The sequence below is a fragment of the Streptomyces cellostaticus genome, assembly GCF_001513965.1.
GTDB lineage: Bacteria > Actinomycetota > Actinomycetes > Streptomycetales > Streptomycetaceae > Streptomyces > Streptomyces cellostaticus.
Window position 1 is genome coordinate 1 of sequence record NZ_KQ948077.1, and the last position, 13,413, is coordinate 13,413.

Below are 13,413 nucleotides of genomic sequence, written 5' to 3' on the forward strand. Positions count from 1 at the left end.
CGTGTCCGGTGGGTTGGGCCGGTCGGACTGCTGATGACAGAGCCCCGAGTAACGCCATTTGCCGCCTTACGCGTTGAGCAGCCTGAGTAAGCGCGAAGGCTGGTACCCAAGAAGTGGAGGACTTCGTGGTCCTGTCGCCGACCAGGAAACGTGCCGAGCAGGCACGCGAACTGGCCGCGGAGGTGCTCGGCACCCTCGGGATGCGTTTGCACCCGGAGAAGTCCGGCATCGTCTGCCTCTCCCGGGGCGGGCAGGGCTTCGAGTTCCTCGGCTTCCACCACCGCAAGGTGGAGTCGTGGAAGTGGCGGGGCGGGTTCTACCTGCAACGCTGGCCCTCGGCGCGGGCGATGCGGGTGCTGCGGGACAAGATCCGCGCGGCGACCTCGCGCTCGAAGACCGAGCGGCCGGTGTCCGCCGTAGTCACCGATCTCAACCCCGTGCTGCGGGGCTGGGCCGCGTACTTCCGCAACGGGAACTCCGGGCGGAAGTTCAACGCGGTCGACGGTTACGTCCACGAACGGCTGGCGATCTTCGCCAGCCGGAAACACGGCCTACAGGGCCGCAACTGGACCACCCGCTACACCTACGGGTGGATCAGCCGGCTCGGGGTCTACCGCCTGACCGGGAACGTGCACTGGGCGATGGCGCATGCCAGCCGGTGAACGATGTCGGAAAGCCGGATGAGGGAGAACCTCATGTCCGGATTGAGCGGCGGGGACTGGAAACGGAGCAGCAGCCACCGCGCCAGTCCCCGACCCTACTCAGAGGCTGCACGTCTCCCGGAACCCGTTCAGCGCGTCAGACTGGTGATCTGCGCGATGGCCGGGCTGCTGCCGGGGAACGTGTTCACGCCGGTCCTGGTGACGCCGACGCCGGTCACGAAGGTGTTGATCGTGTTGTTCACGTCCTCCCACGCGACCACCGCGCCGCCGCCGGCCGCCGGGGCGATCGCCGGGCTGGTGCCGGCCGGGAAGGCGAAGCCGATGGTGGTCGCGGTGCCGGCCGAGGTCAGGGTCTGGACGGTGCCGTCGGAACCGTTGACGGCGATGTCGATCTCGCCGGAGGGCAGGGTCGTGATCGCCGGGCTGGTGCCCGCCGCCGCGGTCAACAGGGTCGGGAAGGTCTGCGCGTGGGCGTAGTCAGCGGTGCGCACGCTGTGGTCCGGGGCCTGGTACACGATCTCGTAGGCGTCCTTCTGGTTCGGGATGTACGTGATCGCGGGGCTCGTCCCCGGCGCGACCGGCGCGTGCGGCGTGCCGTACCCGCCGAACCCGGTCACGGGGTCGATGACGGCCAGGTTGCCGTTCGGGTCGACGTATGCGATCGCGATGCCGGCGGACGTCAGGGTCACGCTCGGGCTGGTGCCCTGGGCCATCCCGAAGCCGACGCTGCGTCCGCCGGTGGCGGAGGAGTAGGTCCACAGGGCGCCGGTGTTGGCCTGGAACGCGACAGTGAAGCTGCTCGCGCCCGTGGCTGTGATGCTTGGACTGGTCCCCGCCGCCATTCCGAGGCCGGTGTCGGTCGCGGTACCGTCCGGCGCCACCACCCACAGGTCGCCGTTGGCGCCTTGGTAGGCGGCCTCGTAGTCGCCGCCTACGTTGAACAGCGCCACCCGGGTGCCGGACTTGACCGGGGCGCCCGTGCTCCGGGCCTCGGAGTGGATCTGCATCTTGGTCTCGGTGCCCGAGGCATCGGGGAAGGCGATCGCCGCGCCGGCCAGACCGTTCACGGTGAACGCCGGCTCCACGGTGGCCGACTGTTCGTCCAGTGCGGTTTCGCCGAACCGGGTGGCAACGCTCAGCGTCCACGTCGCCGTGCTCGGCCCGGGCTGCGAGAGCGTGACGGTGCGGCTGCCGGACGTCGTCACGGCTTCGTCGCCGTTGAAGCCGGGTCCGGAGATCCGCTCGGAGATGATCGCCGGATTGCAGCCGGCGATGTTGACGACGTGCCAGCTGACGTTCACCGAGCCGCCGGACACGACCGTCGTCGGGTTCAGCATGATGTTGCCGGCCGGGTCGCAGTCGGCGACCGTCGACGGCGCTGACGGCGCGGCCCCTGCGGGCCCTGCCGCAACGGCCAGGCTCCCGGCGGTCAGCACCAGAACTGCGGCGGCGCCGAGGCGACCGCCCCGCACCGATGAAACACTCATGGTTGTACTCCTTTTCGAGATGTTCCGCGGCGACGGTGCCGCGGTGCTGTCCATCACGCTCGTCCGGTGCGCTGAAGCGGCGCTGGATCCGCGCCGAAACCGCCCGTGGCGGGCCGCAGGCGAGTGGCGGCGAGGTCCGCGGACCGTGTCAGGAGTGCGAGTCCGGCATCGGAACCGGAGCGCCGCACCGCCGCCGAGCCGATCTCGCAGACGGGGGCCGGCTCGGCCCAGCGCCGGTCGCTCCGCAGGCTGGTCGCCAGGAGAGCGGCCGGCTACCAGGCCTGTGTGTCGTGACCGTCGGCGGCCGCCTTCTCAGGTGGCGCGAGCAATTCGGCGGGGAGCCGGGCCGTGGCGGCGTCCCGCGACGCGAAACGCTCGGACCCGACCCTGGTCGCGGCTCGGGCGGTGCGATGGGGCGGTGCGCCGAGGTCCGCGAGGTGCATAGCCGCCGCAGTGTGCGGGTGATGCTCCTGCGTGTTGCCGCACCGCATCACAGGCCTGCGGTCCCGCCGAGCGTCCGGTTTCCGGCATCGGTGTCGCGGGCGGCGCCACCGCGGCCACCCCGGGGCGCCCGCAGCCGCCAGCGACCATGGGCAGTGCCACCCGACGATGAGCCGAGGCTCAGTGGTAGAAGTACGGATCCAGGACCCTGACCTCAGTGACCTGGTCGGCCGGCAGACCGGAAGCGTCCGCAGCCCTCCGGATGGCGTCCTCGGACGGCCCGTCGTACACGCAGTACGTCACGCTCTTGTCGATGCTCACATAGGAGTGGACCCAGGTGACACCGAGTTCGGCGTTGCTGTGAACCACCGTCGAGCAGCTCTTGGCGCCCTCGGCGTCGACCGGGATGTGCAGCCCGTCGGTGAAGTGTCTCTGAACGAGGTATCGCGGCATGTCGCACGCTCCCTTCTCACCACGAGCATCCGTGCAGCGACGGCCTCGCCTCATCGGGAACACCTCCCCATCTTTGGTCCGCTCACTCCCCATGCCAGGCGGCGGGCGTGGCGAAGCCAGCCGCAGTTGCAGCCGAACCTGCCCCCTGCGCCGACCTCCGGACCCGGACCCACGATCGCAGGCGCCTTGCCGACCCCGCCCGCCTGCCGACTGAAACGATCTTCGGGCACCCGCCGGGCTTCCGCGCGGCCGCTTCCGCCTCGGCCCCGCCCATCGACACCTAGACTCCCGGCATGGGACTGCTGGAGCGTGAACATGCCATAGCTGCGTTACGGAACTGCCCGCCGGGCCGGATCGCCCTGGTCGCGGGAGAGGCGGGGATCGGCAAGACCGCGCTGGTGCGGGCGTTCTGCGAGGAGGCGGGCAGACCGGTCCTGCGCGGTGTCTGCGACGCGCTCCACACGCCGCGGCCGCTCGGCCCGCTGCACGACATGGCCGCCACGGCAGGCGGTGCGCTGGCCGGGCTGGTTCGGGCGGACGGCCCTCGGCACGCCCTCTTCACCGCGCTCCTGGACGAGTTGACGGCACGTGAGTGGCTGGTCGTGGTGGAGGACGCGCACTGGGCCGACGAGGCCACCGTCGACCTGCTCGTCTTCGTCGGGCGGCGGATCGCCGCGACGCGCAGCCTGCTCGTCGTCACCTACCGCCACGACGAGGTGGATTCCGCCCACCCGCTGCGCAGACTGCTGGGATCGCTCGCCACCGACCAGACCGTCGTCCGGGTCCGTCTTGCACCGCTCTCGGTCGCGGCCGTCGCCGCACTGGCGGGCCCCGGCGACCCGCGGGACGCCGCCGATCTGCACGCCAGGACCGGCGGCAACCCCTTCTTCGTCACCGAGGCGCTCGCCGAGCCGGGACGGCGCCTGCCCGAGACCGTCCGGGACGCCGTGCTGGCCCGGGCGGCCGCGCTCGGCGCCGACCGGCGGAAGGCCCTGGAAGCGGTGGCGGTCTTCCCCGACGGCGCTCCGCTGTCGCTGGTCCCGGCCCCGGCGTGGTCCGTCGACGCCTGCGTGGACGCCGGCATGCTCGTCGTCGAGGGAAACCGCGTCCGGTTCCGCCACGAGCTGGCGCGGCTGGCCGTCGAGGAGAGCACCCCGCCCGCCCGGCGGGTCGCCCTGCACCGCGACGCCCTGGACGGCCTGACCGCGGCGGGCGCGGAGCCCGCCCGGCTGGCCCACCACGCCCAAGAGGCGGACCAGGGCCCCGCGGTGTTGTGCCACGCTCCCGCGGCGGCTCGGCGTGCCGCGGCGCTCGGGGCCCACCGGCAGGCCGCCGAGCACTACGCGCAGGCCTTGCGGTTCGCGGACCCGCTGCCCGCGGCGGATCGCGCCGAGCTCCTGGAGGCCTACGGCGACGCCTGTGGGCGCCTGGGCCGGGACGACGAGGCCGTCGACGCCCTGCGGCAGGCCCTGGAGTGCCTGGGCGAGCGGCGCGAGCGGGCCCAGGAGGCCGCGCTGCTCGCCAGAGGCGCCTACTACCTGTGGCGCAACGGCCGGGGCGCCGAGGCGTTGGAGACCGGCCGCCTCGCCCGCGCGGCGGCCGACCGGTCACGCCCGGGGCCCGGCCAGGCCGCCGCCTACGCCTGGTTGGCCGTCCTGCTGATGCTCTCCCGGGAGATCCCCGAGGCCGTCCGGACCGGGCGCCGGGCGGTTGAGCTGGCCGAGCGGTACGGACAGCAGCACCCGCTCGCGCAGGCGCTCAACGCGGTCGGCTCAGCCCAGTGGTTCTGTGAACCCGAGCTCGCGGAGGCCACCCTTGTCCGGAGTCTCGAGGCGGCCAGGAGCGTCGGCGACGACGCGGCCGTCGGTATGGCGATGACGAACATCGGCACGGGCGCCGGTGAGATCCGCCGCTACACCACCGCCGGGCCCTGGCTGCACCAAGCCATCGCCTGGTGTGGGGCCCGGGACTTCGACGCGCACCGGTCGTACGCCGCCGCTTGGTGGGCGCGCTGCCTGTTCGAGCGCGGGCGCTGGGCCGAGGCCGAGGCCGCGCTGGCGGACGTCGATCCGGCCGCGGGCACGTCGGCCCGGATCGTCGCCCTGACCGTGCTCGGGCGGTTGCAGGCCAGGCGCGGCGACCCACGGGCCGCCGGAACGCTCGACTCCGCATGGGACCTGGCCGAGCGCACCGAATCCCTGCAACGCCTTTGGCCCGTCGCGGCGGCCCGGGCGGAGCTGGCCTGGCTGGCCGGACGGCCGACCGACCACCTGGTCCGCCCCACCTACGAGCTGGCCGTCCGGCTGGACCACGGCTGGGCGGTGGGCGAACTCGGGCAGTGGCTCGACCCGGGCCGGACACCGTGCTCCCACGCCGCGGCGGAGCCCTACCGGCTGCCCCCGGCCGAGGCCGCCACCGCGTGGGAGGCGCTCGGCTGCCCGTACGAGGCCGGGCTCGCGCTGGCCCGCGACCCGGAGCAGCTCCCCCGGGCTCTGCACCAGCTGGAACGGCTCGGTGCCCGCGCCGCCGCCGACCGGATCGCCGAACAGCTGCGCCAGCAGGGCCGACGTGCGCCCCGCCGGTCCACCCTCACCCACCCCGACGGGCTGACCGCCCGGCAGGCAGAGGTGCTCGCGCTGCTCGAGGAGGGCCTGCGCGACACGGAGATCGCGCAGCGGCTGCACATCTCCACAAAGACAGTCGGCCACCACGTCTCCGCCGTCCTGGCCAAACTCGGCGTGCGCAGCCGACGCGACGTGACCATGCGTAGGGAGATCGCCGCCCCGGGATGGGGAGCGGCTCCCGATGTCCCGCCGCACCGCGGGCCGGACACTGGTTCCCGTCCATGAGAGCGGGCGACGGACCGGCGGTCTTCCGTACCACCGTCCCACCGCCGCCGGCGCGCCGTTCGGGCGCGACGAGCCGGTGACGTCCCGCCACTTTCACCACGGGAGGGGAAAACCACATGACTAGGACGAGGACGGGAAGCGCCGGGATCCTACTGGCTGGCGTCCTGGCGGCGGGGGCCGCGCTGACCGGGGCGGGCTCAGCCGAGGCCACCGGCGCCGGACCGGCGGCACCGGCCGCCGCCGGCCGGGCGCCGGGCGGGATGCGGCCGGCGGCGGCCCAGAACTACAACATCGTCAACGACCACGCCGGCAAGTGCGCCGAGGTCGACGGCAACGGCCGCTTCGACCCCGGCACGCTCGTCCACGAGTGGTCCTGCGACGGCGAGCTGAACCAGGTGTGGCGGCCGATCGACCTCGGCAACGGGTTCTTCCTGCTGGAGAACACCGGCAGCGGCTACTGCATGAGCGTGGCCGAACCCGTCGACGGCGCCCAGCTCGACCAGGCGGCGTGCAACGCCTCCCTCCCGCAGGAGTCCTGGCAGCTGCGGCCCGCCGACGGGTTCGGCCACCTGTGGCTGGCCTCCGGGCTGAGCAACGAGTGCATCGCGCTGTACCCCAACACGTCCAAGAACGGCACCGCCGTCGTGATCAACGGCTGTAGCACCACCAGTGGACAGTTCTGGCACCTCTCCCAGGCCTGACCACGGCCGAAAACCCCGTCCGACACCACGCCTCGGCTTTCGACGTTCTGGCAGGTCTGGGTGATCAGGCTGCGCTGGCTGCGGCCCATGCCTGCTGGACGGCGCGGATTTCCTCATCCGTGGGCCGGCCGGCCTTGGTGGTGTACCACGGGGCCCGCTCACGGTGCTCGGCGGCGTCGGCCGGGTGGTGGCCGTGCAGCGTGTACCAGACCACGGTGATCGTGGGGTGCAGATCCTCTGAGGGTTGATCAGACTCTCGTGAGCAGCGAGTTTGTCATTGCTGTGTGATCGGGGACGACCCGCGCCGCGGCCTTTCGCGCTGGAACAGTTGAGCCGCGCTCTCGGGCTTCGCTGACCAGCGCGGATGCCGGCTGTGCCCGAGGGGGCCGTCGTGTAGGCCGAGCGTGAAAGCGCAGGTCAGCAGGGACTGACAGGCGCCCTCAGAAGATCTGCACCCATCGCAGTTCCGCGAACGCCTCCCGCTCGCCGACCCGCTGCACCACACTCATCACCGCGGCCTTTTCGTGAACACCTGGACCTCGTCGCAGAGTTCAGGATCACGAGAAGGCCGCCCCCATGTCCGGCAATCACACCAACGGGTAACCACCCGAGCGCCGGTGATCAAGGTCGAGGTTTAGGGTCAAGCTGACGAACTCGGTCGGCCCGGGATGACTTGCACATACAGGGGCCGACCCTGACGACACCGGCTCAGGCCGGGGCGGGCAGACGGAACGAGGCGAGTTTGGCTGGGTCGACAACAATGTGGATGCCGGTGATCCGGCCTTCGGTGACGGTGAAGGCGATGACGGAGAGAGGGGTTCCGTCGGGGCGCCAGGACATGTGGCCGGGAACACCGTTGACCAGCACGGGTCGGTGGCGGGCGACTTCGCCGGAGAACATGCGGGCGCCGGCGGCGACCTCGGTGGCGCCGAGGGTGACGACCACGCCGTCGGGGGTGTCGACGGTCAGCTTCACATTCGGGTCGAGGACACGCAGGAGCCCTTCGAAGTCGCCGCCGAGGGCGGCGGCGCGGAATGCCTTCACCGTGCTGCCCATCCCTTCACACCGGCGCAGCGAGCCTGGCCGGGGAACCACCCCGATTTGAGTCATTTACCCGGGGAGGGTGACGGGTGGTGCGTCAGAGACTCGGCGCGCCGCCCTACGGGTCGTCGTCAGGGTTGGCTGCCGTCCAGCAGCGTGCGCATGTAGTCGGTGTGCGCCGTGAGGAGTTGCACAGCGCGGTCTGTCCCTTCGTGCAGGAACGGCAGGACGAGCATCGCCGGTACCGCTGCGGTGAGTGCGATCAGGACCGCCGGGATGAACAGAGCGACGATCACGCACTGACGGGCGCCGGGCGCGAGCGCGCGGGGCAGCCAGGACGGCATCATGAGGACCTCCTTGCGAGCCGGCCTCCGCGCGGGTTCGCGGTGCCATGTCACCAATCTGGTGAGCGGTTTGTTTGTCCGCCCAAGTTCAGGGCGTTCCCACAGGTAAGGTCCGGACAAGACCGCATTGTCCGGACGGACAGAAGGCCTGGCGGTCGGCAGCACTGGGGGGTGCACGTGGTCGAGCGCGGCAAGAGAGGGCGACGCTGGGAGCCTGTCAGGACGGACAGCGATGAGGTGCGCGAGCTGGCGGAGTTCTTACGGAAGCAGGTCGACGCCAGCGGCAAGACCCTGACGATGCTCGCCAGGGAAATGCACATGTCCCGCACCACGATCAGCGAACGGCTTGCAGGCCGTTCAGTCGATGAGAAGTTCGTCAGCGCCCTGCTCACAGCCACCATCGCCGAGCAGCGGCAGCGGCAGCGCCGACTGGCCACGGCCCTCACGAAGCTGCGCGCGGCAGCCCAGCCCAAGCCGTCGAAGACCTCCTCGCCGCAGGAACGGCTTCGTGCGGAGTTCGTCCACCTCGGAGACAACATCCAGCGCATCACCCGCCTGCTGGAGCACTCGCCCGGTTCCCTGCCGGACGGCGTGTGGTTCGACGCCGGCGAGCTGAGCGCGCACTGGGATCCCAGGGCCCGCGGTGCGGAACAGGGCCGAGCCGGCTGGTATTTCACCGGCCGCCACCGCGCGTTGAGCGAGCTGGTCTCCTGGCTCTCCGGCGGCGCCCCGGACGGGCGGGTGCGGGTGGTGACGGGGGGACCCGGATCGGGCAAGTCCACGGTGCTGGCACGCATCGTCACCTTGGCAGACCCGGACCTGCGCAAGAGAACGCCGGTGGACGGCGCGCCGGACGCCACGGTTCCGCCGACCGGCTGCGTCGATCTCGCCGTCCTCGCCCGCGGCCGCTCGGTGTCCGACGTACTCGACCGTATCGCCGCCGTCGCAGGGATCGACCTGACCAGCACGGCGGAAGCCCAGCGACTGGACGTCCTCGCCGGGCTCCTTCCGGCTTGGCCCGCCGAACTCACCGTCGTCGTGGACGCGCTGGACGAGGCGGCCGATCCGGAAGGTCTCGCCCGCGCCCTGCGCCGGCTGGCGCGCGACGTCAGCGGCCTACGCGTCCTCGTCGGCACCCGTCCCGGCCCCCGCAACAGCCTGCTGACCGCGTGCGGACACGACGCCCGCATCATCGACCTCGACTGCCGCCCATGGCTGGATCTCGACGACCTGGCCGAGTACGTGCGCCGCAGGCTGCTTGCCGCCGACGACCCGCACACGCGCAGCCCCTACCGCAACCAGCCGGACCTCGCCGCACGCGTGGCGGAAGCGGTCGCCGAGCGGGCGTACCCCACCTTCCTCATCGCCCAGCTCGTCAGCCGGACGCTGACCGACAGCGACACGGTCGTCGACCCGAGCGGGAAAGAACTGTCGCGTCTGCCGGGCACTGTGGCCGACGCTCTCGACGACTACCTGTTCCGCCTGGGCCCGGATCACCACCGGGTGCGTGACCTCCTCCTGCCCCTCGCCTACGCGCACGGCACCGGCCTGGCCCGTGACACGGTCTGGGTCGAGCTCGCGAGCGCAGTCGCCCAGCGCACCTACACCCTGGCCGACCTGGAATGGCTGCTCTCCACAGCAGCCGACTTCCTGGTGGAGCAGACCGTCGACCAGGAGGAGATCCATTACCGTCTTTACCACCAGGCGCTGGTGGACTATCTGCGCTTGGCCCAGGACGACGACATCGTCGAGCGCCGGATCACGCGCGTCCTGACGGGTCTCGCTCCGATCTCCGAAAGCCGCCCGGAGTGGGCGAAAGCCCCCACGTACGTCCGCCGCTACCTCTCCCGGCACGCGGCCGCCGCGCGACTGCTCGACCCGCTCCTTGACGACGCCGGCCTGCTCCTCGCGGCCGAGTACGGCGAGCTGTCGACGGCGCTCAGCGAGCGAAACCGTCACCTGACAAAGCCCGACAACCGCAGTACCTGGTTCCGCCGTGTTCTTCCCCAGCCGGGGGAAGAACCGCCCCGGCGGGCCGCGCTGCTCGAACAGTCCGCCCGGCAGTTCGGCTTCGACCGACTCGCGGACGACGTCCCCCGTGTCGCCCCGCACCGCTCGTGGGCGACACCGTGGGCACACCTGGGTCGGGACAACGTGACCGACGTCCACGGCTGCTGCGACGGCAACATCCACGCAGCAACGGTCGTCGAGGTGGATGGTGAGCCAACTCTGGTACACAGCGGGCACGGGAACCTCGTCGTACGCCGGTTGTCCGACGGTCGACGCCTCGCCCGGCTGGGAGCAGACAACCCCTACAGCTCCGAAGCCGATTTCGGTGACGACTGGTTCGCGCACCTCGCCTGGGTCTACGGCGACGGGCGCGGGGCGCCCAACCCGTCCAACCAGGGGGGAACCGTATACGTGGTCACCAGCGGACAGGTCGCAGGAGAGACCTACGTCGTGGCGGGTGGGTACGACGGGGCCGTTCGCCTGTGGCACCTATGCCCGGCGGTGTCCTGCGAGACACACGAACGCACCCGTGCCGCCGCGGTGGACCGCTGGAAGTCCTCCCCGCTGTTCAGCGGAGCGAGCTGGATCCAGGGCGCTGCCGTAGTGGACGGCGCACGTCCGATGGTAGTGGCCGCCGAACTCAGCGGCCATGTCCACTTCCTCGACCTAGCCACAGGCTCGCCCGCGCACCCCAGCGGGAAACACCCCGGGGTCTTCACGCGGACCATGACGCAGGGAACAGTGGGCGGCCAACCCGTGGTACTGACCGGGGGCAGCACCAGCGACGGGCAACGGGGTTGCGTGCAGATGTGGGATCCGGTAACCGGTCTGCCGATCGGTGAGCCTATGCTCCACGACGACGAAGTCCGTGCTGTCACGGTCACCACGCTGCACGGGCTGACCGTCGCGGTCACCCGCACCTATGGCGGTCACCTCAGCATCTGGGACCTGGCCACGCGCCGATTGATCCGATGTCGTTCCACTGGACTGCTCTCGACCTGGGGCGCACTCGCACTGACGGAAATCGCCGGCCGGCGGGTGCTGGTCTTCGGCACTCAAGGGGGATTCGACACCGACCCGGACGGTCGCAGAACAATGATCAGCGGCTTCCGAATCGACCTGGTCGATCTCACCTCGCTGGAGCACCTCGACCACCTGCGGATCAACTCCGAGGTCCTGTCCGTGACGGCCGCCGAGCAATTCCTGGTGGTCGGATGCATGTGCGGCACGTTGGCGCTGCGATGCGGCGACGCCCTGGTCCCATGAAACCACTGTCTGCTGCGGTGCCCGGTCCGACCGCTTGCGCCCAGCCTCTGCGGCGACTGGCCACGGTGCCGGGACTTGCCAATGGCCACCGGGGACACCTCAGTTACGCTCGGAACCGCCTCGCAGCCGAAGCTCACGGGCGAGCGGTGAACTTCCTGTCGGGCCGCTTATGCAGCCAGCCACGGTCAACCCTCGTCTGGACGGACCCCCCTGGCGCGGCCCTGCAGAACGACCTCGACCTGATCGTCCGCGCCGGCGGTCAGGAACGCCACGGCAACATGGGTCATCAGCCCCTGGTGTCGGCGGCCATTGAGAATTCCCCATGTACGGCCACCTCCGCCGTCACCTTCCGTCGATGTCCCGGGGCCCGAGTTGTGTGGTGCGAGTCAGGCCGCAGACGGATCCTGGGCGCGGACGGCATCGCCGTCGGTAGTGCTGTTGGGAATAAGGATCCGCGCTTGATCTTTGAACACGGTGGCACGGTCGGCGTCGGCCCTGTGGCGCGCGGCCGGCCAAGCCTTGTCCGGACGAGGAAGTGCGGTGATCACGCGATGCAGGCGGTGCGGTTTCACGAGTACGGCGGGATCGATGTGCTGCGGGTGGAGGAGGTGGAGCGGCCGGTGCCCGGTCCTGGGCAGGTGCTGGTCGAGGTCCGCGCGGCCGGGATCCAGCCCGGCGAGGCGCACATCCGCACGGGCGCGCTGCACGAACGCTGGCCGGCGGCGTTTCCCTCCGGGCAGGGCAGCGACCTGGCCGGCGTCGTGGTGGAGGCCGGCCCGCACGTGCGGGGCTTCGCGGTGGGTGATGAGGTTTTGGGCTTCACGCACAGGCGGGCCAGCCACGCGCAGTTCGTCGTGGTCGACGACGTGAATCTGGTCTCCCGTCCGGCGGGGTTGGCCTGGGACGTGGCCGGGGCGTTGTACGTGGCCGGCACGACCGCCTACGCCACCGTGTTCGCGGTGGACCCCGGCCCGGACGACACGGTCGTCGTCTCCGGTGCGGCGGGCGGCGTCGGGTCGCTTGCCGTACAGCTCGCGCGGCGGCGCGGCGCCACGGTGATCGGGCTGGCGAGCGAGCGGAACCACACCTGGTTGAAGGATCACGGTGTCCTCCCGGTCGAGTACGGGCCAGGTGTGGCCGAGCGGATCCGCCAGGCGTCCGGCGGCAGGGTCGACGCGTTCATCGACACCTACGGCGACGGCTACGTGGCACTGGCAGTGGAGCTGGGCGTGCGGCCCGAGCGAATCGACACGATCCGCGACTGGCAGGCCGCGGCCAAGGTCGGCGCGCGGACCTACGGAGAAGGCGCGGCGGCGTGCGCGGTCGTACTCGGCGAGCTGGCCCGGCTTGCCGCGCGCGGGCAGCTGGAGGTGCCGATCGCCCGCACCTACCCGCTGGAACAGGTGCGAGACGCCTTCCGCGAGCTGGAACAGCAGCACACCCACGGCAAGATCGTGCTCCAGCCCTAGCCACGGCTACCCGAGGCGACCCCATCGAGCAGGCATCCCCGACCATCAACGCAGCGTCACCAATGGCGGCCAGATGACTCCCCATCAGGTGGCCGCCAGTGGGGAACTGCAACTGGCCACTGACACCCTGGAGGGATCACAGCTGGGAGCGCGACAACCTGTGGGTTCTCTGAACCGCCTCATCGATCCCTGGAGGGATTCTCAACATCAGGATCAGCCCGAGCATCATCGCTGTCATCGGTCTCAAGGGCTCGCAACGTGGAGTTCGTGTCCGTGAGGCTGAGTATGGTCGTGGTCGGCATCGGTCCCTCAAGAGTTCGCAACAACACGAGCTTACGCGTCTCCGTCAGCGCCAGGCGCCGTCGTCATAAGTCCCTGGAGGGTTCGCAACGTCTGGTTCACGATCAACTCCAGCAGGTTTGGGGGGGTCGTCATCGATCCCTGGAGGGTTCGCAACGGGTGCATGTAGCCGAGGTCGACCCAGCCCGTGCCCGTCGTCATCGATCCCTGGAGGGGTCGCAACCCGTACGACAAGGGTGCTCCGGCCGCAAACCGCGCTGTCGTCATCGATCCCTGGAGGGTTCGCAACACGCCAGCCGAGGTGAGCTGGTAGCCCAGGCGGTGCTGGTCGTCATCGATCCCTGGAGGGCTCGCACCCCGCCCTGGGACGGCCGATGCCCGCCTTCGACC

10 protein-coding genes are annotated in these 13,413 nt (G+C 70.9%); 5 read left to right on the forward strand and 5 right to left on the reverse strand.

Features of this window, described 5'->3' with window-relative positions:
• The first annotated feature begins 125 nt into the window (after nt 1–125).
• Nucleotides 126–662 carry a group II intron maturase-specific domain-containing protein gene (locus AQI88_RS47275; RefSeq protein ID WP_208616090.1) on the forward strand — a complete coding sequence of 179 codons (537 nt, stop codon included), beginning with the start codon at nt 126–128 and terminating at the stop codon, nt 660–662.
• A gap of 128 nt (nt 663–790) precedes the next feature.
• Here AQI88_RS47275 and AQI88_RS41695 read toward each other — a convergent pair whose 3' ends face one another.
• Nucleotides 791–2,149: a hypothetical protein gene (locus AQI88_RS41695; protein ID WP_159050568.1), complete on the reverse strand. Its 1,359-nt coding sequence runs from the start codon at nt 2,147–2,149 to the stop codon at nt 791–793.
• A gap of 621 nt (nt 2,150–2,770) precedes the next feature.
• Nucleotides 2,771–3,043 carry a DUF4242 domain-containing protein gene (locus AQI88_RS41700; RefSeq protein ID WP_067011000.1) on the reverse strand — a complete coding sequence of 91 codons (273 nt, stop codon included), beginning with the start codon at nt 3,041–3,043 and terminating at the stop codon, nt 2,771–2,773.
• A gap of 293 nt (nt 3,044–3,336) precedes the next feature.
• On the opposite strand from AQI88_RS41700, the gene AQI88_RS41705 reads away from it, so the two are divergent.
• The gene (locus AQI88_RS41705) at nt 3,337–5,892 is read left to right on the forward strand and encodes an ATP-binding protein (RefSeq protein ID WP_067011002.1); all 2,556 of its coding nucleotides are present in this window, start codon (nt 3,337–3,339) and stop codon (nt 5,890–5,892) included.
• Nucleotides 5,893–6,008: 116 nt separating this feature from the next.
• Nucleotides 6,009–6,593 (forward strand): RICIN domain-containing protein, encoded by a 585-nt coding sequence (locus AQI88_RS41710; protein ID WP_067011004.1) that lies wholly within the window; start codon nt 6,009–6,011, stop codon nt 6,591–6,593.
• Between the two features lie 64 nt (nt 6,594–6,657).
• On the opposite strand, the gene AQI88_RS46420 is transcribed toward AQI88_RS41710, so the two are convergent.
• From AQI88_RS46420 to AQI88_RS41720, 3 genes are all read right to left on the reverse strand, one after another.
• Entirely contained in the window at nt 6,658–6,807 is a 150-nt protein-coding gene (locus tag AQI88_RS46420; protein WP_159050569.1) for a hypothetical protein, read from the reverse strand.
• Nucleotides 6,808–7,301: 494 nt separating this feature from the next.
• Entirely contained in the window at nt 7,302–7,649 is a 348-nt protein-coding gene (locus tag AQI88_RS41715) for a sigma-70 family RNA polymerase sigma factor family protein (protein WP_317936480.1), read from the reverse strand.
• A gap of 116 nt (nt 7,650–7,765) precedes the next feature.
• Entirely contained in the window at nt 7,766–7,981 is a 216-nt protein-coding gene (locus AQI88_RS41720; RefSeq protein WP_067011006.1) for a hypothetical protein, read from the reverse strand.
• Nucleotides 7,982–8,215: 234 nt separating this feature from the next.
• Between AQI88_RS41720 and AQI88_RS41725 the strand changes: the two genes are divergently transcribed.
• Entirely contained in the window at nt 8,216–11,254 is a 3,039-nt protein-coding gene (locus AQI88_RS41725; RefSeq protein ID WP_067011008.1) for a WD40 repeat domain-containing protein, read from the forward strand.
• 551 nt (nt 11,255–11,805) lie between these two features.
• Complete coding sequence (locus AQI88_RS41730; protein WP_067011010.1) at nt 11,806–12,723, forward strand: NADP-dependent oxidoreductase; 918 nt, start codon at nt 11,806–11,808, stop codon at nt 12,721–12,723.
• The last annotated feature ends 690 nt before the right edge of the window (nt 12,724–13,413 follow it).